The sequence below is a fragment of the Acidobacteriota bacterium genome, from assembly GCA_022340665.1.
Taxonomy (GTDB): domain Bacteria; phylum Acidobacteriota; class Thermoanaerobaculia; order Thermoanaerobaculales; family Sulfomarinibacteraceae; genus Sulfomarinibacter.
On record JAJDNM010000133.1, the window covers coordinates 1 to 21,577 of the forward strand.

Sequence of the window (21,577 nt, forward strand, 5' to 3'; positions counted from 1 at the left end):
GACTGAAGGTCGCTGAATTACGCTCCGTCTCGTGCACCGTCAGAGCAACCAACTCGACGCCCTCGGGAAGCTCCGGCGCGGTGCGCTCGAAAAAGACCCGCGCCAGGTTCTCGGCGGTCGGGATGACGCGCTCAAGCCACGGCACCTCGATATTGAGATGGCGGTGGTCGACGTGGTCCACCACGCAGCGTTGGAGGATTGCCTTGAGATCCTTCATGTCGATCAGGTAGCCGCTCGCCGGGTCCGGTTGGCCGCGCACGACCGCCTCGATGACGTAGTTGTGGCCGTGGCCGTGGGGGTTGTTGCACTTGCCGAAGACGCGGCGGTTCCACTCGTCCGGCTGGGCCGGGTTGTGCAGGCGGTGAGCCGCTTCGAAGTAGACCTTGACAGTGACTGTTGTCGCCATGACTCTCCCGCCAGCATAGCGCATGCCGAGTCACCGATATTCCTGGGCGGAGTTTTGAGTTTTGAGTTATGAGTCGCGAGTTCCCTCCAATCCATCCTGGAAGTGGGGAGGGCGGGTGGCATCTCAAAACTCAAAACTCAAGACTCAAGACTGTGGGCGAAGTCAGTATTCATCCTCCAGCCGGCGGTAGAGATCCGGCCGGCGGTCTTCGAGGAAACGAAACCTCTGTCTCGCCTCGCGGACCACCTCGGCGTCGACGTCACCTGCCACGACTCCGGACTTGTCGGCCAGGGTCGCCACAACTTTTCCCCAGGGATCGATCAGGCTCGTGTCCCCGGAGTGCGGGTAACCCTCCGCCTCGCCAACCCGGTTCACGCCCAGCACCCAGGCCTGGTCGTCGATCGCGCGAGCGGAGAGCAGGGCGCGCCAGGCGTGGGCGCGTCTGGCGGGCCAGTTGGCTATGACCACGAAGAGATCGGTGACCCCCGCGGCGAGCCGGAACAGCTCGGGAAAGCGGAGGTCGTAGCAGATCAACGGCGTGACCCGCACGCTGTGGATCTCCACGGTGTGCAGCTCGGCGCCGGCCTCGTAGTGCTCCGGTTCCTTGGCGAGGGTGAACGGGTGGATTTTGCGGTAGTGTAGAGCCTCGCGGCCGTCGGGGCCCATTACCGAGCAGGCGTTCGCCGGTAGGTTGTCACCGGCCTCGGCGTAACCGCCGACCAGCCATACCCCGTGCCCTCGGGCGGTCTCGGCCAGGAACTTCCTGATGGCGTCGGCGTGGGCGGCCATTTCCGCGGCGCGCATGGTGAAGCCGGTGGCGAACATCTCGGGAAGCGCGACGATCTTCGCACCGCGCTCAGCGGCCCGCGCAACCAGGGGAGTGACCCGCCGCATATTCTCCTTCGGATCCTCCCAGGCGATGTCGAACTGGATGCCGGCGACGATCATGGTGGGGTTGGTGACACTTCGGGCAGTGGTACGAAGCATGCCCGCAGGCGGTCGGCGAGCAGAATGTGAAACACCATCCGTTGACCGTCCTTCCAGCCGTCCTCCCAATTCTGTGATCGATCTCCGGGCGCCCTGTCCCGATAGCTGCTGAACGAGGCATTCAAGAGAGTGCTGCAGGTAGCCACGGTGAATTTGGACATGCGCTCGGCGCCGGCAGAAAAACCGGCGAGGTACTCATGGTCGTCGTCCATGTCGTCGACCGCGTCGGCAGCTTCAGTGAGAGCGTGATCGAGGGCGTGCTGGACGGCGGCGTTGGTCTGCTCGGCCTGCCATATCGCGTGGAGCCGAAGCGTTTCCTCGTAGTTTTCGGGGAACGGCTCGGTCAGCCGGCCGTTCCACTCGGCCGAATCTTTCGCATCTTCGAGTGTCGAGAACAGCCTCGCGTGTCGTCGAACCTCGGTCAGGATGGCCTCCAGATCTGCTTGTTTGATAAGTTCGCGCGGCACGGGAACCATCAGCTGGACACGACACGGACGTTGTTCGAAGAGTTCGAACGGGCCCTCCATCCACGAGACGCGCAGCGGCGCGGCGGTGGTCAGCAGGAGATCGACCCTTCGTCGTTTGAGCTTGACGTCGTCCACTCGGACCAGCTCGCCGACTGCGAATCTGTGCGGGGCCTTGCTGCTGACCCCCATCGCTCCGACCAGGTTGTCGGAGTAGGTACCACCGCATGCCGACCACACCTCGACCCCGAGCACGCCCCAGCCTCCCTTGAGCTGGTGATCGAGAAGCGCGCCCAGATCCGAGGCGAAACAGAAGCCGGTCGCCAACAGCGTGGCTGCGGCGACACAAAGGCAACGACAAAGTTGCACGCGTAGACCTCCAGAGCTTTCTTCGAGGCTACCACGAAGGGATGTCCGGGCTCTGCCATAATGCAGCGAAGATGAATGCCCCCTACGATCGGCAGATGAGTGCAACTGGTCCCCCGCCTGGTCGCTCGAGCAGCATGCGATCAAGGGCGGTGTCGATCATCATCGGCCTCAATGTGCTCGTCTTCCTCGCCTGGCAGGCGGCGGCGCTTGTGCCCGGATTGAAACCCTTCATGACCGCCAACTTCCTGGTCAGCACCGCCCACCTCGAACACTGGTTGGTTTGGACTGTCCTGACCGCCGCCTTCTCCCACAGCGAGCTCTGGCATCTGGCGATCAACATGTTCGTCCTGTGGAGCTTTGGCACGGTGCTCGACAAGCTCTGGGGAACCCGGGTCTTCGTGCTGTTCTACCTGGCGGCGGCAACGGTGGCGTCGTTCACGCACTGCCTGGTTTCGACCTTCATACTCGGCAACAGCAACATCCCCGCCCTCGGCGCGTCCGGTGCAATCAGCGGGTTGTTGCTTGCCTACGCGCTGCACTTTCCGCACCACAAGATTCTCCTCTTCGGCATCGTACCGATACCAGCACTTGCCGGAGTGCTCGCCTTCGTTGGCATCGATCTCTGGGGCTTGTTGGCGCAGAGCCGTGGAGGCGGCCTTCCCATCGGCCACGGCGCCCACCTCGGCGGCGCCCTGGCGGGGGCTCTGATCTATTTTCTCTACCTCAAGGAGGCGTACCCGACACCGCCCGCGCCTCGGCCTCGACCCTCGCCAATCGGCGCCTCCCTGACACCCGAAGAGGCACGGGAGTTCGAGCGGATACGGCACAAGATCGACACTTCGGGTCCGCACACGTTGACACCGAAGGAACAGGATTTCCTCGATCGGCTGCGGGAGCGTGTTCTGCAGGCCTCGCATCACGACTGAGAATCGTCGGCCGGGCAGCACTGCTTGCCGCTCGCCGACGCCAACGGTACTATGCCGGACAAAAGGGGGTGGCCATGCCGCAAAGCGAGCGAGAGGTGCGGATAGAGGTCTTCAACTCCTTCAAAGAGCGCTACGCAAGCGCGCCGATCCGCCTGATGAGCCGGACGGTCAACGCCATGCGTGCCATGGGCTACAACGACCTCGCCTCTGCCATCGGCGATTGCGATCGGCGAACGGTTCCCCCCGATGATCCTGAAGATCCGTGCCTCCGACAGGACTGGTACGATGAGCTGCTATCCGCCTTCGAGTACGTCGGCGGCTGGGTTCGGCAGCTGAGCGCCCACCCGATGGGCTACAACGTCGACTCGATCGGGTACCCGAGAATCACGAGGTCTTGGGGTGCCCTGTGGTCGCGGCAACTCGGCATTGATTTCAAGAACGATTCCCACTCGCCGCCACAGATCATGGCCTTCCACGGTGGTAATCAGGCTCTGCAAGCGGCTCTCCAGGGCGTGGCGGAGGCGCGCCGAAGCCGCGTCGGAACGGGGAGCCCGGCAACCGTGCTCGTGCCGATTCCGACCTTCACCTGCCCGATGGACCAGATCGCCCTGCTTGGCATGAAGGCCCTGTTGCTGCCGCCAACCCGCGCCGACATGGATCCGAGCGTCGACGACCTGGCTCAGGTGCCGGAAAACGTCGAAATTGACAGTGTCTATCTCATGCCCATCAACAATCCCACCGGCCGCACGCTCCCACCGGAAGAGTGTCGGAAGTTGGTCGATGCGGTTCTCGACCGATGGCCGAACGCGACCGTGATTTTGGATTCCGTCTACGTTCGGCTTCACCCAGACCACCGGCGGCTCCTCTCCTGGTATTCGGAAGACCCCCGGTACGCCGAGGCGGTGCTATTTATTGACTCCCTCTCCAAGACTCACGGTGTCACCGGCCTGCGATCTGGCGCCATTCTGACCCGTTCGTCGACTCCGCGGGACGGCATCGTGCGATATGCCCAGAACGTCATGGCGGGTCCGTCGAACGCCATGCAGGCGGCGACCGCTTCGCTGCTCGCCGCCTTCCTCAGTGGCGACGACGAGCTCGTCGAGCACCGCATCCGCCTCCAGATGCGTATCGGACGTCACCTCCAACGTCGGCGCCGACTCCTCCTGCGCGACGCCTTCGACCGATACCGGGAGCTGTTCGATTCCGAACAGCTGCTGCTGCCCGACTCCGAGACCTTCGACTGGGAAGGTTCGATGTACGCCGTTCCACGCCTCTCGGATCGCTGCTGTGAGCTCGGTGAGGAATCCGCGGTGGCACCGACCGTCGCCTTCTATCTCGAAACCGGAATCGGCGGAGTGCCACTCGACAGCTTCTGCCGCAACCCCAACCTCGAACGGCACGGGTTGGTGGTCAACGGAGACTCTTCGCGACTCGCCGAGTTCCAGGAGGCGGCTCGCAAGTACGTGCGGCTTTCCTTCGGCATGACCCCGCCGCCGAGGTCAGGTGGGGAGTGAGGCCGGAGTCAAGGGTTCCGAGTTGAGAGTTTAGAGTTCGCAAGCATGGTCCTCGGGCGGGTGGCGAATAACTCTCAACTCTCAATTCTCAACCCCTTTGATCTCGCCGTCGCCGTCATTTGAGGACCGGGTGATCGCGCTGACCGCGAGTGCAGCGATTCCCGCGAGGAAGAACGCCGGGACCAGCTCGTAGAGGTTGTGCAAACCCCACCGTTGGACCAGCCACCAGCTGATCACCGCCAGCGCCGCCGCGGCAATGACGGCGATGATCTCTCCTCGTTTGAAGGTCCTCGTGAGCCTCCCGAGGAGCAGAATCGCGACCGCACACAGGAGGACGATCCACCACACGCGGGCGAAAGCCTCGGAGCTTGCCGAAGCGTCGCGGCCGAGCTTCCAGACAATTGTGATGCCCGCGCCCGTGAGCATGGCCGCCAGCGCCCCGTGTCGGTTCACACCTCCCCGTGTCAGCGCGAGCAGGATCAGCGGCGCGAAGGCCGCTCCGAGACCGGACCAGGCAAAGAGGACGAACCAGAAGACCAGCCGGACCTCGCTGAGGGCGACCAGGATTCCGATGAGGCCGACGACCGCCACGGTCCAGCGACCCAGTACGAGGCTGCGGCGATCGTCGCTCGAACGACCCAAGGTCTCTTCGACAATGTCGTAGGAGACGGCCGATGCGGCGACGAGAAGCTGGGAGGAGACGGTTGAAAGAATCGCCGAGATGACTGCTGCGAGCAGCAGGCCCGCGAGGACCGGGTGCACGAGGTGGAGGGCTATTGCCATCAACGCCTGCTCCCCGTCCGCGAGGTCGGGCATCATGACCCGGCCGGCCAGGCCGACCAGACCGGCTCCGTAGAAGACCGCCACACCCCAGAGCATCGCGATGACCTGCAGCCGCTGCACCTCGCGGTCGTCGCGTGCGGCCATGTACCGGGTGATCACGTGTGGCATGCCTGGATAGCCGAGACCGATACCCAGCTGACCGACAATGTAACCCCAGAGAGCGGGCCCGAGCCTGCCGCCGCCGGCACTGAGGAAGTTGGTGTCGATCGCGCCGAGGCCCTGGACGAGTGCGCCGAAACCTCCGAGACGCGCGATGGCGAAAATCGGCAACGCGATGAGGGCGATGGCCACCAGCAACCCCTGGAAGAGGTCAGTCCAGGCGACTGCCCGGAAGCCGCCGAGAGATGTGACGAGGATGATCACCACGGCGCCGATCACGACGCCCAGGATGTAGCCACTTCGCCCTTCGAGGCCGAGGGAGGAAGAAAACGCCTTTCCCGCGGCTGTCATCTGGGCGGCCACGTATCCCATCATGCAGATGAGCACAATCGAGGTGGCGGTGATCCTCAGGACGTTGCGAGGATCTCCCCAGCGTCGCGTGATGACATCGGTCAGGGTGATCGAGCCCTGGCCAGCGGACAGGGGCCGCAACCGCGGCGCCACCAGATAGACGTTGACCAGATAGCCGAGGAGACAGCCCGGGGCGTACCAGAGGCCGGACACGCCGTAGGTGAACGTCATGCCCACTGCGCCGAGCGTGACCCAGCCGGATTCGGAGCTGGCGGTCGACGAGATTCCCGCGGACCAGGCGCCGAGCGAGCGACCGGCGAGGTGGAAGTCTTCGCCGCCGTGAGTCCTTTGTGCCGCTCGCCAGCCGATGAAGAGCAGGACCCCGAGGTAGGCGACCATGACTACCGCGACGGTGGTCAGGGTGGAGCCATCGATGGGCATCATCGCCCGGACTCCCGCTTGCGGCTGTCGAGGTAATTCTCCAGGAACACAAGCGCCACCAGGGCGACGGGGAAGACCCAAAGCAGCAGGTGTGCTCCGAGCGTCAACGAGTGCTCTTCCATCGGCGCCTCCTTTGGGCGAAGTGTAGCGCGATCCGCTCGGTCACCCGATGTTCGATACTCGAAGCTCGTCACTTGGCCGGCTCGCCTGATCGATATCCCCCCCGATGAAAACCATCTGTGTGATCTGTGGGCAGATGGGGTGGGTGGTTCGAGCATCCAGGATCCAGCATCGAGCATCCGGCATCGGGAACCGGTTGCGGTAAACTCCCCCAACCACTTGGAGGTCTGATGAGACCACGACATTTCTCGATATATCTGCCTTTGGTGATCGTGTTGCTGGCATTTCCGGCAGCGGCTGGCGAGCCTGTCCACGTCCTCGTCGGCAACGACGACGGGATCGATTCGCCGGGACTGGAGGCAATCGCGGCCGCGATCGCAGCGGATCCCGCGTACCGCGTGACGGTCGTGGCACCTGCCGAGCAGCAGAGCGTGTCGGGTCACGGCCTGGTCACGCGAAACGAGATCAAGGTGTTGCAGCACTCGGAGATCGCCGGGTCCACAGCTTGGTCGGTCGATGGAACGCCGGCAACGGTGGCCCGAGTTGCGCTGACTGCCCTGCTGGCAGACGATCCGCCAGACCTGGTGGTGTCGGGCATCAATCGGGGGGAGAACGATGGCCTCGGGGCATGGACATCGGGCACCGTCGCAGTGGCCAGGGAGGGTGCGTACGCGGGTATACCCGCTGTCGCGGTGTCGCTGCAGCTCGACTGGTCGGATCCGCAGCCGGATTTTGCGACCGCGGCGAAGTGGGGCAAGACCGTTATCGATGCGGTACGTGACAACGGTCTGCCGCCTGGTGTCTATTTGAACGTCAACGTGCCTGTCGACACCGAAGACATTCGCGGATTTCAGGTGGCTCGAATGGGACTCGACCGCTCCGAGGAGGCGCGCTACGTTCTTTCGCGGGCGGACTCCGACGGTACCCGCTGGTTCCTGAGCCGGTGGAAACCACCGAAGCAAATGGCTCCGGGCGGTGATTCGTACGCACTTTCCCGAGGATGGGTGACGATTGCGCCGCTCAGTCTGGACCAGACCGCCGAGCGCGCGTTCCCGCTCTTGCTGCAGTACAGGCTTGCGGAGTCACCGTCAAATCCGTGACCTCGCGTTCATCGAGGTGCGGACTCTGGATCGACGGCAATGGCGGGGTCGAGAAATAGTCCGTGCTAGCGTGCTACAGTTGGAGACCCCGTGCGCCTCGGGTTGACGGGTCGCGCGGCTGGAGGAAGTGAATGGGACGTCGGATAACCCGAAAACAGCTGAAGAAGGACGATGAGTTCGTCTCTGCCGCGGAAGTGATCTTTCGATGGATATCGGAAAACCTGAAACCGCTTCTCGCGGGCATTGCCGCGGTCTGCGTAGTTGCCCTGCTGTGGTGGGCTTTCAGTGCCTGGAGCAACGCACGGACCGACGATGCGTCGTTATTGCTGCACAACGCGACGAAGATCTTCGAGGGCGATGCGGCTCCGGGGTCGCCGGTCCCCGGTGGCGACATCGACGCGGCCGAGGCTGCATTTCTGCAGGTCGTCGACAACTACGGGCGCTCCGACCAGGCCGATATGGCGAGGCTGTACCTCGCCCGAATCGATCTCAGCCGGGGAGAGATGGATCAGGCCCGGACAGCACTGGTCGAACTGGCGGATCGACGCGGCGATGAATTCGTGGGTCGGCTCGCCAACTTCGATCTGATCAACCTTCGCGTTACATCCGGTCAGACCACCGAGGTGATCGCCGATCTCGAGGCGATGGCCGCGGGCCTGTCGAACGGCCTGCCGCGCGACGCCGCACTCTACAGGCTGGGGGAGCTCCTGATCGCCGAGGGTGAGCCGGATCGGGCGAAACCGCACCTCGAAACACTGGTTGAGGATTTTCCCGAATCGCCCTACGTCGTAGGCGCGCGCCAGCGGCTTGCCGAGATCGGTTAGCCGGAGAGCTTCGGTTGAGCATTGTCGAGGCGATCGCCAGAAAACGAGACGGCGAGGCCTTGGCTCACGATCAGATTGCGGCCTTTATTGAAGGGGCGAGCGACAACTCGCTTCCACCCGAACAGTTGGCGGCGATGCTCATGGCCATCTGCTGCCGAGGGATGGATGCGGACGAGACCCGATGGCTGACCGAAGAGATGCTGAACTCGGGGGAGGTCTGGGACCTCGCAGCCGAGCGACCCAACGTGGTGGACAAGCACTCCACTGGAGGCGTCGGCGACACCGTCTCGCTGGTGCTCGCGCCGCTGCTCGCGGCGGTCGGAGTCCCGGTTGCAATGATGGCCGGGCGCGGCCTCGGCCACTCCCAGGGGACCCTCGACAAACTTGACGCAATTCCAGGTTGGGATTCAACCCGTAGCCGTGCCGAGACCCTCGATCTGATCGACGAATGCGGGGCGGCGATCATCGCCCAGACGGAGGACATCGCTCCGGCCGACCGTACGCTCTACGCTCTGCGCGATGTGACGGCGACGGTGCCCTCCCTGCCGTTGATCGTCGGATCGATCATGTCGAAGAAGCTTGCCCTCGGTGCGGGTGCCCTGATCCTCGATGTGAAGTGGGGCACAGGTGCCTTTCGCAAGACGGTGGCTTCCGCGCGTGAGCTGGCGATCGCACTTCGACAGGTAGCGGTCGATACTGGCGTCCTGTGTGAAGCTCTCATCACTGACATGAATCAGCCGCTCGGGCCTGCTCTTGGAACCGCCTGTGAGGTTCGGGAGGCGCTAGCAATCTTGTCGGGAGGCGGAGATGACCGTCTGCGTGAGGTGACGATGAGCCTGTGCCGCGAGGCGATGGTTCTGCGGGGATGGGAAACGGACGATGCGAATGCCGCCCTCGAAGGTGCGATTGCCGAAGGTGCGGCGATGGCCGCCTGGGAACAGATCGTGAGGGCGCACGGTGGGGATCCGGATCCCAACCGCCTCGCTCAGCCGCAGGCAACGGTCGAGGTTCCGGCCACAGCGTCCGGATTCGTGGTGGCCTGTGACGGTGAGAATCTGGGCCGGGCAGCGGCGGAGGTCGGTGCGGGACGACGGAGAGTGGAGGAGGAGCTGGCTCTCGGTGCCGGAATTCTGGTCCACGCCCGAATCGGCGATTCGATCGAGCCCGGACAGCCGCTGGCAACGCTCCTCGTCGGCGAACGCAAGGTGGACCGTGAACGCCTCGTCGGTCAAATCCGGGATGCGTTCACCATGAGTTCAGAATCGGTGGGTCCCCCGCAGCTGGTGCTCGGTACCGCAGAGGACATTGCGCAGTAAAACGCGCGGGCCGCATCGACGGCACCTGACGCGCCGAAGCGCGATGCTCCTACCGGCTTCGATTGATCACTCGGCGTCCTGCGGTCCGTTCGAAAAGTACGCCACAGTCTCTTCGAGTCCGTCGGCAAGTGATACCTGCGGCTCCCAATCGAGAATCTTCCGCGCGAGGGAGATGTCGGGTTGGCGCACCTTGGGATCGTCCTCGGGCAACGGTTCGAAGACGATCTCTGACGAGGAGCCGGTGACCTTGATGATCTCTTTGGCGAAATCGAGCACGGTCATTTCAGCCGGGTTGCCGATGTTCATCGGTTGGCAATAGTCCGAGTTGAGCAGCCGCCAGATCCCCTCGATGAGGTCGGTGACGAAACAGAACGAACGCGTCTGTGATCCGTCACCGAAGGCGGTCAGCGGTTTGTCGGCCAGCGCCTGACAGATGAATGTGGGGACTACCCTTCCGTCTCCGGAACGCATCCTCGGCCCGTAGGTGTTGAAGATGCGGACGATGCGTGTGTCGATCCCGTGGTGGCGGTGATAGGCCATTGTGATCGCTTCGGCGAAGCGTTTCGCCTCGTCGTACACGCCGCGCGGGCCGACCGGATTGACGTTGCCCCAGTAGGTTTCCGGTTGCGGATGGACCAACGGGTCGCCGTAGGTCTCCGATGTCGACGCCAGGAGAAAACGTGCTCCCTTGGATTTGGCGAGACCGAGTGCCTTGTGGGTGCCGAGAGACCCGACCTTGAGGGTCTGAATCGGCAGCTTGAGGTAATCGATCGGTGATGCCGGCGAGGCGAAGTGGAGGATGTAGTCAAGCCTTCCGGGAACGTGAATGAAATTGGTCACGTCGTGGTGGACGAAGGTGAAGCCGTCACGTCCGAAGAAGCTCTCGATGTTTTCGAGAGCGCCCGTGATGAGATTGTCCATGCACACGACCTCGAAGCCCTCATCGAGAAGACGTCCACACAGGTGGGAACCGAGAAAGCCCGCACCACCGGTCACGAGAGCTCGTTTTGGATCAGCCATTGCACCTCCGCAGTGAACACCAAGTATAGCTCTCGTTACGGTCTGGAGTGGGCGGTCAGTTGAGTTGGGAGTCCGGAATCGTGAAGACTGGAAGCTCGACGAACGGTCAGGACTCGCCCACATTATTCATAAAGCCTCGTTACGAGGCCTCATGATCTATGTGGGCTAGCCGTTCTGCTCCTTGATGAGAAGATTCCGGAGCTCATCCATGAACTGATTGACGTCCTCGAACCTGCGGTAGACGCTGGCGAAGCGAACATAGGCGACCTGGTCGAGGCGACGGAGCTCTTCTATGACCATGTTGCCGATCTCCTCGGTCGAAATCTCACGAACGTCGCGGGCGGCAAGCGTCGATTCCACGGCATCAACCACCGCCACCAGATCTCGTCTCGGCACCGGTCGTTTCTCGCACGCGCGAAGAAGTCCCGTCAGGAGTTTCTCCCGGTCGAAGCTCTCGCGTCGCCCGTCCCGCTTGACCACAGTCGTCGGCAGTTCGTCGACCCGCTCGTAGGTCGTAAATCTCTTGCCACACTTCGAACACTCACGGCGGCGCCGAATCTCCGAGCCTGAGCGGACCTCGCGGGAATCCACCACCCGGTTGTCGGAATCACCACAGAAGGGACAGTTCATTCGCTGGAGTCCGGAGCCGGTGCGGATTCCACCTCCCGCAGACTGACCCCGAGGAAGGGCAGGCAGAGGAGGCCGATGACGGTGATCGGGACGAAACAGATCGCGTGGTAGGCGATGGCGATGCCAGTCGCCTCGTTGAGGCCGACGCCGAAGAAGAGCGTTAACCCTACCTGGGTCGCTTTGTGAAATCCGCCGACACCACCCGGGGTCGGAATGGCGAGTCCGATGACCGCCATCGTGACGATGAGGTAGGCGGCCCGAAGCGGCAGGTCGACGTCGAAGGCGAGCAGGGTGAAACGGACCTGCCAGCAGATGACCCACCACATGAAGAGCGAAGCGGCAGTTGTTATCAAGAGGTCGCGGGGTCGCTGGAGCACCCGCAGGCCGTCGAGAAAGTGGTTCAGGAAAATCGTCACCGGCTGGCGCCACGATTCCTTGAGCCAGGCAATCGGGAGGGTCAGGATCTCGATGAATCGGTCTTGGTAACGAAAGAGCCCGAGCAGGATGAGAGTTCCGATCACGAGTGCGGCGCCAGCCGCATAACCGCTGAGCGAGAGCATGTGGAGGGCTCTCTGCGCCTGTTCGTCAAGATCGGGCATGCTCGGCGGCCAGACGATGAACACGAGAAAGTAGAACACGACGCACCACAGGTCAAACACACGTTCGGTAAGGATTGACGCGAGGCTGGCGGATACGGGGATCTTCTCGCGCCGTGCGAGCAGCAGTGGGCGGATCAGGTCTCCCATCCGTGCGGGCAACAGGGAGAGGGCCGCGTAACCGACGGCGGTCGTGAGGAGAACGCTCGAATGGCGAACACGCCCGACTGGAATGAGAATGAACTGCCACCGAAGACAACGCAGCCAGTAGGCGAAAATCGCCACCGCCGAGGCGGTGATCAACAACTGAATGTCGGCGCCGGCGAGGGCCTGACCAACTTTCTTGAAGTCGACATTCCACAGGAAGATCGCCAGCAAAATGATCATTAGCGCCAGCGAGATTCCGATTCGAACAGCCTTGTTCGCCATCGACCCTAGGGTAGCCCCGTTCGTCCAAATTAGGAATTCGGAATTCGGAATTTCGCTCTCCGTTCTGCTGGCCGGGGGAATACTCCGGGGGAGCGGGTGGGAAATCCAATATCCCAAATCCAACATCCCAAATGGGCGGAGCTGTTCGCTATGATGTTTCCATGATTGATGGGGACGGGAAATTGCTCAGCGTGCGGTCGCACCCGTTGTGCTTGGGACACAACCCCGGACTCGGCCATCCCGAAACTCCGGAACGCGTGCGGGTGATCCTCGACGCATTGTCGGCGCGCGTCGACGGCCGGTGGACTGTCGATCCCGAAAGCCTCCTTCCCGACGAAGAGGACACCCTCGGCACCCTGGCCTGGATTCACGATTCGGCGTACATCGAGAGGGTGCGGGATGCGTCGGAGTCTGGAAGCGGATGGCTGGACTCACACGACTGCGGCGTTTCAGCAGGGACCTTTTCCGCTGCGATCGCAGCGGCTGGGCTGGCGCTCCAGGCGGGGCTCGATCTGGCGAACGGTCAGCTGCGCCGAGCCTTTTTGGTGGTGCGGCCGCCGGCACATCACGCGGGGCGCGAAAAGGCCTCGGGCTATTGTTTCTTCAACTCGGTGGCGCTCGCGGCGGAGGTCGTGGTCCGCAGCTGGAACCGGCCGGTGGTCGTCGCCGACTTTGGCGCGTTCCATGGCGATGGCATCCAGGAGCATTTCTATTCCCGGGGCGATGTCGGATACGTATCCGTCCATCGGTACCCGGCCTTCCCCGGGACCGGGGGTGCCGACGAAGTGGGCGATGGCGAAGGGCGTGGAACCACACGCAATGTGCCTCTTGCCGGCGGGGCCGGAGATGACATTTTCTGCACGGCATTTGCCGACGCTCTGGATGAGATTTGTCAGCGATTGCAACCGGCAGCGATCATCTTGTCGGCAGGATTTGATGCACATCGGGACGACCCGTTGGGAGGCATGGAGGTGTCCGAATTGGGCTTTGGGCAGCTGACGAAGTGCGCCGTCGATGCCGCGGAACGATGGGCTGAAGGACGCGTATTATCTTTTCTTGAAGGAGGATACGAGCTGGGAGCGCTGGCTAAATCAGTTCGTATTCATGTCGAGGAATTGGCAAAAAGCTCTGTCGATTAATTCAATCCAGATTCTCCATACAATCGGTGATCTACGTCACGGACAACGCGAGTTCATACATATCTTTGGCTAAACTTACTCGCTCAAACCTTCTCAATTTGCTGATCAAATTTGACCATAGATATGCCTTGGTATATCATAATTACGATCGTAAATTGCCACCCGGACTTCGATCCAGAGGAGGATTCGCAATGCGTTACAAAGGAACCGTCGGAGCGCTTGTTGTGCTGTCTCTCCTGCTTCCGATGAGCGCGGTTGCCGAGACGATATTCTGGCTGGATACGCCGGCGGATGGGGCCACTGTTTTTGGCCTTGTGGAGGTCAATGGTTTCGTCGTCGATGACGGGCAACAGTGCGGTCCCCAGTGGACGTGGCACTCTTGTCAGTGGGACCGGGCCTTGGTGAGCAAGGTCGATCTGTACGTCGACGACACCTTCGTAACGACGGCCGATATCAGCCAGCCTCGGTACGACATTCTCCAGGCCTATCCCTGGTACGCTGGCACGCCGTACGCGCGGCCCGGCTTTGCCACCTCCTTCGATTCGGCGGCCTATTCCGACGGCGTGCACACGCTGTTCATGCGCGTCACATTCGAGGATGCGACCACCGACGATTTCGGTCTGCGCTCCTTCACGATCGACAATGACCGCAATCAGGCACCCCTCGGGGAACTGGAGTTGCCGGGTTCGAACCAGCCGATGAACGGCGTCTTTCCGGTCACGGGCTGGGCGCTCGACGACGAGAGCGTGGCCTTCGTCGAGATCATGGTCGACGGACTGGCGATGGGCAACGCCGTCACCGGCGTGCACCGACCGGACATTGGCAACAAGTTTCCGAGCAATGCCAACGCCGAGTACGCCGGGTTCGTTCGCATGCTCAACACCACGTATCTGAACAACGGCATCCACGTGCTGGCGGTGCGTGTGGTCGACAACGAAGGTGCCTCGCGTGTGATCGGCAGGCGCTTTGTCCAGACCTTCAACACCGGCTCCAACCTGCCGCCCTTCGGCGACATCGACTGGCCGGTCGACAACCACGTCATGGTGGCAGAGGGCTGTGAGCTGGACGACGACGGCTTCGAGCCGCCGTGGTCGGGCGATGTTTATGAGAATCCCGAAAACGTCGAAATGGTGATCGGATGGGCGCTCGACGTGGGTTCGCGAACCGATTTCGGTGGCGTCTCATACGTTCAGCTGCTTCTCGACGGCGTCATCATTCGCGACACCAACCTGGATTACTACTTCTGGAACGAAGTCGACTGGGATTTCAACTACTACGGCCACGAGCGGATGGACGTCCACCGGCTGTACGTCGATGTACCGAACTCCAAGCACAGCGGTTTTTCGTTCCTACTGGACGTCGCGGAGCTGATCCTGAACCGTGGATTCAACCGGGGTGTGCATCTATTGAAGGTGCGAGCCGGTGACCGTGAGAACAACGTCACCGACATCGCCCAAGTCCCAGTGATCTTCCAGTGCAACGACGACGAAGATGATCCGTCGTGGGGCGACATCTGGACGCCAGAGCACATGGAACTCGAAGGCGGCATCGTTGAGGTCACCGGATTTGCGATTGATACCCAGCGCATCGATTACATCGAGATCTGGGTCGACGGTGTGCACATAGGAGATGCCGAAATGGGGCTGGAGTCGCCGGACGTCGATGTGCTGTACCCCTGGCTCCCGCCCATTTTCTCGAGCACGTCCGGTTTCAGATACGAACTGGACACGGTTGCCGCAAATCTCGCCGACGGTGAGCATGTCATCGTCGTATGGACCGAAGATCGCCTCGAGGGCCGCAATATCCTCGGGGAACGCCGCTTTGTCCTCGACAATCAGAGCCCCTGATTGCTGACCACCCGTGGAACCGCAAAACCCCGCTGCGGCGGGGTTTTGTGTTTTGGCATTTCATCCGATCGCTTGACGGCGATCGGATGAATTGCGAGGCTACAATGTGGCCAAACAGGAGGGTTGTGTGAAAGCTCTGTTCTTCGAAGAACACGGCGGGACGGAAAAACTCATTTTCGGCGAGCGACCCTTGCCCGAACCGGGGCGGAGACAGGTGCGAGTGCGGTTGAAAACTGCCGCACTCAACCATCTCGATCTTTTCGTTCTCCACGGGATGCCGGGAATTCCGATCGGGTTGCCCCACATCGGGGGCGCCGACGGCTGTGGGATCGTGGACGCGGTCGGGCCGGAGGCCGAGGGCGTCGACCTCGGCTCCGAGGTGATTTTCGACCCGGGCCTGTCGTGTGGGCGGTGTGAGTTCTGTCTCGCGGGCGAGCAAAGCCTGTGCGTCTCGTTCGGAGTTCTGGGAGAGCACACGGACGGAACATTCTGTGAAGCGGTGGTGGTAGCCGCTGACGCCCTCTCTTCACGTCCGAGCCATCTGTCGTGGGAGGAGTCGGCTGCCCTCGGGCTGGCGCATCTGACGGCGTGGAGGATGCTGGTGAAACGGGGCCGGCTCAGACCCGGCGAAACTGTGTTGATTCACGGCATCGGAGGCGGTGTTTCGATGGCCTGTCTGCAGTTCGCCAAAATGGTGGGCGCACGCACGATCGTGACCTCGAGGTCCGAGGAAAAGCTCAGCCGAGCGGCCGATCTCGGTGCTGACGAGGCCATTCCGGCAGGAGATCGGGTCGCTCGGACGGTGCGTAGCCTGACCGATGGACGGGGAGCCGACATAGTGGTTGATTCGGTTGGGGAGGCAACCTGGATGCAGTCTCTGAAAGCTGCCGCCAAGGGAGGACGGATCGTCACCTGTGGCGCGACGTCCGGGCCCAATCCCAAAGAAGAGATCCGGCTCGTATTCTGGAACCAGCTCAGCATCATCGGCTCCACCATGGGCTCCCGTTCGGATTGGCGGGAGATGGTGGCCGCTGTCAACCAGCACGGATTGAAACCGGTGATCGACACCGTGCTGCCGCTGAGCGATGGGCGAGCGGCATATGAGCGCATGGAAGAGGCTGGCCAGTTTGCTAAGATCGTGCTGTCCATCGATGGCTGAAGCGATGGCCCAGGGTGGCCGGCTCACCAAATTTCTCCGATACGACACCTCGGATGACTGAAGCCATGGACACGCCGACGACCGACCATCTCCAACCGACGGTACTTGCGCGTCCCGAACATCGGATTTCCCGCGGGAGCTTGTCGTCGGAGGCGCTCAAGGTTCTCTACAGGCTCCACAGGTCGGGGTACGCCGCGTATCTGGTCGGCGGCAGCGTGCGTGATCTCCTGCTCGACAAAAGGCCCAAGGATTTCGATGTCGCCACCAATGCGCGGCCGCAGGAGATCAGGCGACTGTTCCGCAACTCCCGCATCATCGGCCGAAGGTTCCGCCTCGTGCACGTGTATTTCCGTGGAGGGATCGTGGAGGTGGCAACGTTCCGTGCGAACCCGGAACCGCCCGAGTCCCCGAACGATTGGGAGGAGGCAGAGGCCGAGGAAGCGGAGGCGCACTCGGCGACGGAACGACCCCAGCCCGAAACTTCGAAGGTGGTCTATGGCTCGCCCGCCGAGGATGCCCGCCGCCGTGATTTCACCGTCAACGCGTTGTTCTACAATATCGCGGACTTTTCGGTCATCGATCACGTGAACGGAATCGGGGACCTCGAGCGCGGGATCATCCGGGCGATTGGTGATCCTGACCAACGGTTCATCGAAGATCCTGTAAGAATGATGCGAGCCCTCGAGTACAGCGTCAGGTTGGGCTTCGAAATCGAACCCGGCACCAAGGAGGCGATCGAGGCCCAGAAATACCTGATCGCGGAAGCCTCGGCTCCGCGCCTGACGTACGAACTCCTGGAATCTCTCCGCTCGGGTTGTGCCGCAGGAATTCACCAGGCGTGGCGGCGTGCCGGCGTGTTCCCGCTCGCGTTTCCGGATATTCCGATCGATACCGACGAGAGCATGCGCGTCCTCGAAATGCTCGACGAAGAGATCGGATCAGGCCGTGAGTTCGCGGATCCGAGTCTGATAGGGAGTTTCTTCCTCGGTCGGTTTCTCGCGATCGCAGAGGAGGAAACCTCGGAAACTGGCCGGGTCGACAACCCGCAGGTCCTCGGGCGGCTCAGGGAATCACTCGAGCCCGCGACGACCAGCATGCATTTGTCGAACCAGACCCTGCATCTTCTTCACCAGGGGCTGTTCGCACTGACCAAGATGCGAAGGCCGCCTGAACGCGGTCGGCAAGTGCTCAAGCTTGCCAGGCAGGACTACTTTCAGGTGGCATGGGACCTTTACGGAATCGCGGTCGCGCTCGGCTATATCTCGCCCGAAGCGCATCAGGGGTGGCAGCGGGCGCTTCGCAAGGTCCGTTCGAAGGACCGGACGGAGGATGCACGAGAGGAGGCGCGGGCTCGGTCCCGACCTCGTGGACGACGCCCGCGGCGAAGGCGGCGAAAGTGAGCGCGGAGAATAGTGACCGGGATCGCGCCGCCCGCAGAGCCGAGGAGCTGCGTGAGATCCTGCGGCACCACGATCGCCGTTACTACGTTCTGGCCGATCCGGAGATCTCGGACTACGAATACGATCAACTCTTTGCCGAGCTGGTGCAGCTCGAGGAGGATTTTCCCGACCTGTTGACGCCGACATCGCCGACCCAGAGAGTCGGGGGCGAACCGTTGTCGGGACTCGAGCAGGTGGCCCACGCCATTCCCATGCTCTCGCTCGACAACACCTATTCGCGCGAGGAACTACACACGTGGTACGCGCGGCTCTGCCGCGAGCTCGGACGAGAGCCCGACAGCCTGGCCGCCGAGCTCAAGATCGATGGCGTCTCGATCTCGCTGATCTATGTGGACGGAAAGCTCGAGCGGGCCGTGACACGGGGAGACGGCACCCTCGGTGATGACGTGACGACCAATGCACGCACCATTCGCCAGCTTCCGCTCGAGGTGAATGGCCTTCCGAACCTGGTTGAAGTTCGAGGTGAAGTGTACCTGGCGCGCAGCGTCTTCTCCGAGCTGAACAGCGACCGACACCGGGAAGGGAAACAAGAGTTCGCCAATCCGCGCAACGCCGCGGCGGGCGCCATCCGGCTGCTCGATCCACGGGAGGCATCGAGGCGGCGCCTCGGCCTGTGGTGCTACCAGGTCGCGAGAGCGGAAGGGTACGAAGAGGACAGCCACATCGCCACGCTCGAATGGCTGAACGGTCTGGGCTTCCCGACTAGCCCGGGTCTCGAGCGATGCGCCGGGCTTGGCGAGGTCGAGGCATATATCGATCGTTGGCAGGAAGATCGACATGACCTCGACTACGAAACTGACGGGATCGTCATCAAGGTTGACAGCGCCTCGGAAAGGGAGGCTCTTGGCAGTACGTCGCGGTCTGTGCGGTGGGCGGTGGCCTACAAGTTTCCGCCCGAGGGCCGTACGACAAAGCTTCTCGACGTGGTCGTCCAGGTCGGCCGCACAGGTGTCCTGACTCCGGTAGCGGTGCTCGAGCCGGTCGAGATCGCCGGCTCGACAGTCTCGCGAGCCACCCTTCATAACTTCGATGAGGTCATGCGACTGGATGTGCGGATGGGCGACACCGTGTGGGTGACCAAAGGCGGCGAGGTGATTCCGAAGGTGGTGGGCGTGGTCACCTCCGAGCGACCCCCCGGGGCGCGACCGTGTATCCCTCCCGAGACATGCCCATCGTGCGGGACTCCGGTAGAGCGCGAGGGGGAAGAGGTCGCGCTACGTTGCCCGAATCCGGAGTGCCCCGCGGTGGTGGGTGCGAGGCTTCGTCATTTTGTTGCGCGCGGGGCGATGGAGGTGGAGGGCCTCGGAGGGAGATTGCTCGAGCAGTTGGTCGAAGCGGGTATGGTGACCGACGAGGCCTCGCTCTGGGACCTGGATGCCGAGTCCCTGGCGGAGCTGCCCGGCTGGGGCGTCTTGTCTGCGACAAAATTGGTGAGCGAACTCGAAGAGGTGCGAGCGCGGCCGCTTCATCGGCTGATCTTCGCGCTCGGAATTCCGCACGTCGGTGAGCGCGCCGCCAAGCTCCTGGCACGGCGATTCGGCAACCTGGGAGCTCTCTCGGTAGCCTCACCCGAGACGCTCGAGCAAATCGATGGAATCGGGCCTGTGATCGCCACCGCGGTGACGGAGTGGTTCGCCGACGAATCCCGACGGGAGCTCTTGGAAAGGTTGGGGGAGCGGGGAATCAATCCGCACGAGGTCGTGGATGAAGTGTCCGGCAGTGTCCCTCTCGAAGGCCAAACCTTCGTTTTGACCGGCACGTTGAGTCGGCCGAGACGCGAGCTCAAGCAAGAGCTCGAGCGGCTTGGCGCCAAAGTCGCCGGCTCGGTGTCGGGTAAGACGACGTTCGTTGTGGCCGGGGATAACGCCGGTAGCAAGTTGACCAGAGCGCGCGAGCTCGGTGTGACGGTCATCGACGAGTCAGAGCTCGAGAAGATGTTGGATTCATAGGGAGCGATTGGAATGCCACCGGTGATTTTCCTTGTCGACGACGACGATGGTTCACGCGATGCCATGACCCGGACTCTGGAGCGCGTGGGTTACGACCTGCGGTCCTTCGACTCGGCGGAGGCTGCGCTCGAAAAACTCGGGGAAGGCGAGGAGGTGGACGCAATTGTCTCGGATGTCCGCATGCCCGGCATGGACGGCTACGATTTCCTGCGCGCCGTCCGTGCGGAACACCCTAACCTCCCGTTCCTGCTCGTCACGGCCTATGCAGATGTCGAGGACGCGGTGTCGGCACTTCAGGAGGGAGCTGATGACTACCTCACGAAACCGGTGAAGGTCCAGGAGCTGCGGCAGCGCGTTCAGCTGCAGCTTGAACGGCGGGTTCTGTCGGATGAGAATCGCAGGCTGCGCCAACGTCTCGAGAAGAGCTTCGGTTTCGAGGGCATCGTCGGCCGCTCGACGGCGATGGAGGAGCTGCTCGAACGCCTGCGAGTTGTCGCGCCGACCCGATCGACCGTTCTCATCGTCGGCGAGTCCGGCACAGGCAAGGAGCTGGTTGCGAATGCCCTTCATCAAAACTCTCCTCGCGCTCAGGGGCCCTTCGTGGCGATCAACTGCGGGGCCATACCGGGTGAGATACTCGAATCAGAGCTCTTTGGCCACGAAAAGGGTGCCTTCACCGGAGCCCACCAGCGCCGTATCGGGCTGATCGAGCGTGCTTCTGGAGGGACTCTGTTCCTCGACGAGATCTCGGAGCTGTCGGCCGACCTGCAGGTCAAGCTTCTGCGAGTGCTCGAGGAGAAACACATCATGAGAGTCGGAGGGTCGACCCAGATACCGGTCGACTTCCGGCTTGTTGCCGCGACCAACCGGGATCTCGCCCAATGGGTCGAGAACGGGCGGTTCCGACAGGACCTCTTTTACCGGCTCAAGGTGGTCGAGCTCTTCATTCCACCGTTGCGCGAGAGGATTGAGGACATCCCGCTCTTTGTTCAGCACTTCCTGGAACACTTCAACCGGGAAATGGACCGCGACGTCGGCGGTGTGCACCCGACGGTGCTGGCCGCGCTCAAAAGACAGCCGTGGCCCGGAAACGTCCGCGAGCTTCGAAACCTCATCGAGTCGATGGTCCTGTTCGCGAGTTCTGGCGAGATTGTCCTCGAGGATCTCCCGAACGAGTACCGGGCTTCAGGTCAGGCGATGGTAATGGAGGAAAAGGCCGAATGGCGGCCACGTTCCATGGCCGAGATCGAAAAAGAAGCGATTCTGCGAACAGTCGAGCACACGGGCGGCCATCGAGCGCGGGCTGCCGATATTCTCGAAATCGGTCTCCGCACCCTGCAGCGCAAGCTGAAAGAGTATGGCGAGATCGCGCCGCGAGGTGACGAGGAAAGTGGAGGCGAAAGCTAGCGATCTCGAATGAGGATTTCGGAATGAGGAATTCGGAATTCCCGCCCTCCCACCTCAGATTCTTCAGGAATTCCCTTTCTCAGAAATCCGTGAGGCGGGCGATCCCGCCCAATTCGCGGATTTCTGAGGGTGGGTGGGTGGTCGGCAGGGTGATAAAATCGAGGGACTGGAAAGGAGTTCG

The 21,577-nt window shown here is 62.4% G+C and carries 18 protein-coding genes; 11 read left to right on the forward strand and 7 right to left on the reverse strand.

Features of this window, described 5'->3' with window-relative positions:
• The 3 genes from LJE93_15050 to LJE93_15060 all read right to left on the reverse strand — a co-directional run.
• The coding region (locus LJE93_15050) for a 6-carboxytetrahydropterin synthase (protein ID MCG6950229.1) at positions 1-406 on the reverse strand (406 nt) is incomplete at its 3' end.
• Positions 407-568: 162 nt separating this feature from the next.
• Complete coding sequence (locus LJE93_15055) at positions 569-1,393, reverse strand: carbon-nitrogen family hydrolase (GenBank protein MCG6950230.1); 825 nt, start codon at positions 1,391-1,393, stop codon at positions 569-571.
• Positions 1,351-2,226 (reverse strand): hypothetical protein, encoded by an 876-nt coding sequence (locus tag LJE93_15060; protein MCG6950231.1) that lies wholly within the window; start codon positions 2,224-2,226, stop codon positions 1,351-1,353. Before LJE93_15060 ends, LJE93_15055 begins: the two co-directional genes overlap by 43 nt.
• A 95-nt stretch (positions 2,227-2,321) precedes the next feature.
• On the opposite strand from LJE93_15060, the gene LJE93_15065 reads away from it, so the two are divergent.
• Positions 2,322-3,152, forward strand: a complete 831-nt coding sequence (locus tag LJE93_15065; protein MCG6950232.1) for a rhomboid family intramembrane serine protease — start codon at positions 2,322-2,324, stop codon at positions 3,150-3,152.
• Between the two features lie 74 nt (positions 3,153-3,226).
• Positions 3,227-4,666 carry a pyridoxal phosphate-dependent aminotransferase gene (locus tag LJE93_15070; protein MCG6950233.1) on the forward strand — a complete coding sequence of 480 codons (1,440 nt, stop codon included), beginning with the start codon at positions 3,227-3,229 and terminating at the stop codon, positions 4,664-4,666.
• A gap of 81 nt (positions 4,667-4,747) precedes the next feature.
• Here the strand turns inward: LJE93_15070 and LJE93_15075 are convergent, their stop codons facing one another.
• Complete coding sequence (locus LJE93_15075) at positions 4,748-6,403, reverse strand: sodium/proline symporter (protein MCG6950234.1); 1,656 nt, start codon at positions 6,401-6,403, stop codon at positions 4,748-4,750.
• Between the two features lie 347 nt (positions 6,404-6,750).
• Here LJE93_15075 and surE point away from each other — a divergent pair, with 347 nt between their 5' ends.
• The 3 genes from surE to LJE93_15090 all read left to right on the forward strand — a co-directional run bounded on the left by surE (position 6,751) and on the right by LJE93_15090 (position 9,760).
• The gene (gene surE, locus LJE93_15080) at positions 6,751-7,620 is read left to right on the forward strand and encodes a 5'/3'-nucleotidase SurE (GenBank protein MCG6950235.1); all 870 of its coding nucleotides are present in this window, start codon (positions 6,751-6,753) and stop codon (positions 7,618-7,620) included.
• Positions 7,621-7,751: 131 nt separating this feature from the next.
• On the forward strand, positions 7,752-8,444 hold the full coding sequence (locus LJE93_15085; GenBank protein MCG6950236.1) for a tetratricopeptide repeat protein: 693 nt from the start codon (positions 7,752-7,754) through the stop codon (positions 8,442-8,444).
• Between the two features lie 14 nt (positions 8,445-8,458).
• Positions 8,459-9,760, forward strand: a complete 1,302-nt coding sequence (locus LJE93_15090; protein MCG6950237.1) for a thymidine phosphorylase — start codon at positions 8,459-8,461, stop codon at positions 9,758-9,760.
• A 66-nt stretch (positions 9,761-9,826) separates the two neighbouring features.
• On the opposite strand, the gene LJE93_15095 is transcribed toward LJE93_15090, so the two are convergent.
• The 3 genes from LJE93_15095 to LJE93_15105 form a co-directional block, all read right to left on the reverse strand.
• Positions 9,827-10,780 carry an SDR family oxidoreductase gene (locus LJE93_15095; protein ID MCG6950238.1) on the reverse strand — a complete coding sequence of 318 codons (954 nt, stop codon included), beginning with the start codon at positions 10,778-10,780 and terminating at the stop codon, positions 9,827-9,829.
• Between the two features lie 165 nt (positions 10,781-10,945).
• Entirely contained in the window at positions 10,946-11,410 is a 465-nt protein-coding gene (nrdR, locus tag LJE93_15100) for a transcriptional regulator NrdR (GenBank protein MCG6950239.1), read from the reverse strand.
• The gene (locus tag LJE93_15105; GenBank protein MCG6950240.1) at positions 11,407-12,435 is read right to left on the reverse strand and encodes a flippase-like domain-containing protein; all 1,029 of its coding nucleotides are present in this window, start codon (positions 12,433-12,435) and stop codon (positions 11,407-11,409) included. Before LJE93_15105 ends, nrdR begins: the two co-directional genes overlap by 4 nt.
• 161 nt (positions 12,436-12,596) lie before the next feature.
• On the opposite strand from LJE93_15105, the gene LJE93_15110 reads away from it, so the two are divergent.
• The 6 genes from LJE93_15110 to LJE93_15135 all read left to right on the forward strand — a co-directional run bounded on the left by LJE93_15110 (position 12,597) and on the right by LJE93_15135 (position 21,396).
• Positions 12,597-13,574, forward strand: a complete 978-nt coding sequence (locus tag LJE93_15110) for a histone deacetylase (protein MCG6950241.1) — start codon at positions 12,597-12,599, stop codon at positions 13,572-13,574.
• Between the two features lie 191 nt (positions 13,575-13,765).
• Positions 13,766-15,421 carry a hypothetical protein gene (locus LJE93_15115; protein MCG6950242.1) on the forward strand — a complete coding sequence of 552 codons (1,656 nt, stop codon included), beginning with the start codon at positions 13,766-13,768 and terminating at the stop codon, positions 15,419-15,421.
• Positions 15,422-15,548: 127 nt separating this feature from the next.
• Positions 15,549-16,580 (forward strand): zinc-binding dehydrogenase, encoded by a 1,032-nt coding sequence (locus LJE93_15120; protein MCG6950243.1) that lies wholly within the window; start codon positions 15,549-15,551, stop codon positions 16,578-16,580.
• A gap of 53 nt (positions 16,581-16,633) precedes the next feature.
• A complete protein-coding gene (locus tag LJE93_15125; protein ID MCG6950244.1) occupies positions 16,634-17,980 on the forward strand; it encodes a hypothetical protein in 1,347 nt (448 codons plus the stop codon).
• Positions 17,977-19,989 carry an NAD-dependent DNA ligase LigA gene (gene ligA / locus LJE93_15130; protein MCG6950245.1) on the forward strand — a complete coding sequence of 671 codons (2,013 nt, stop codon included), beginning with the start codon at positions 17,977-17,979 and terminating at the stop codon, positions 19,987-19,989. Before LJE93_15125 ends, ligA begins: the two co-directional genes overlap by 4 nt.
• 12 nt (positions 19,990-20,001) lie before the next feature.
• Positions 20,002-21,396, forward strand: a complete 1,395-nt coding sequence (locus tag LJE93_15135) for a sigma-54 dependent transcriptional regulator (protein ID MCG6950246.1) — start codon at positions 20,002-20,004, stop codon at positions 21,394-21,396.
• Positions 21,397-21,577: the final 181 nt, after the last annotated feature.

Coding starts and splice junctions, on each gene's coding strand:
- LJE93_15065 (MCG6950232.1), top strand. CDS start 2,322: ATGAGTGCAACTGGTCCCCCGCCTGGTCGCTCGAGCAGCATGCGATCA.
- LJE93_15115 (MCG6950242.1), top strand. CDS start 13,766: ATGCGTTACAAAGGAACCGTCGGAGCGCTTGTTGTGCTGTCTCTCCTG.
- LJE93_15125 (MCG6950244.1), top strand. CDS start 16,634: ATGACTGAAGCCATGGACACGCCGACGACCGACCATCTCCAACCGACG.
- LJE93_15055 (MCG6950230.1), bottom strand. CDS start 1,393: ATGCTTCGTACCACTGCCCGAAGTGTCACCAACCCCACCATGATCGTC.
- LJE93_15135 (MCG6950246.1), top strand. CDS start 20,002: ATGCCACCGGTGATTTTCCTTGTCGACGACGACGATGGTTCACGCGAT.
- LJE93_15070 (MCG6950233.1), top strand. CDS start 3,227: ATGCCGCAAAGCGAGCGAGAGGTGCGGATAGAGGTCTTCAACTCCTTC.
- nrdR (MCG6950239.1), bottom strand. CDS start 11,410: ATGAACTGTCCCTTCTGTGGTGATTCCGACAACCGGGTGGTGGATTCC.
- LJE93_15105 (MCG6950240.1), bottom strand. CDS start 12,435: ATGGCGAACAAGGCTGTTCGAATCGGAATCTCGCTGGCGCTAATGATC.
- LJE93_15095 (MCG6950238.1), bottom strand. CDS start 10,780: ATGGCTGATCCAAAACGAGCTCTCGTGACCGGTGGTGCGGGCTTTCTC.
- LJE93_15075 (MCG6950234.1), bottom strand. CDS start 6,403: ATGATGCCCATCGATGGCTCCACCCTGACCACCGTCGCGGTAGTCATG.
- LJE93_15110 (MCG6950241.1), top strand. CDS start 12,597: ATGATTGATGGGGACGGGAAATTGCTCAGCGTGCGGTCGCACCCGTTG.
- LJE93_15085 (MCG6950236.1), top strand. CDS start 7,752: ATGGGACGTCGGATAACCCGAAAACAGCTGAAGAAGGACGATGAGTTC.
- surE (MCG6950235.1), top strand. CDS start 6,751: ATGAGACCACGACATTTCTCGATATATCTGCCTTTGGTGATCGTGTTG.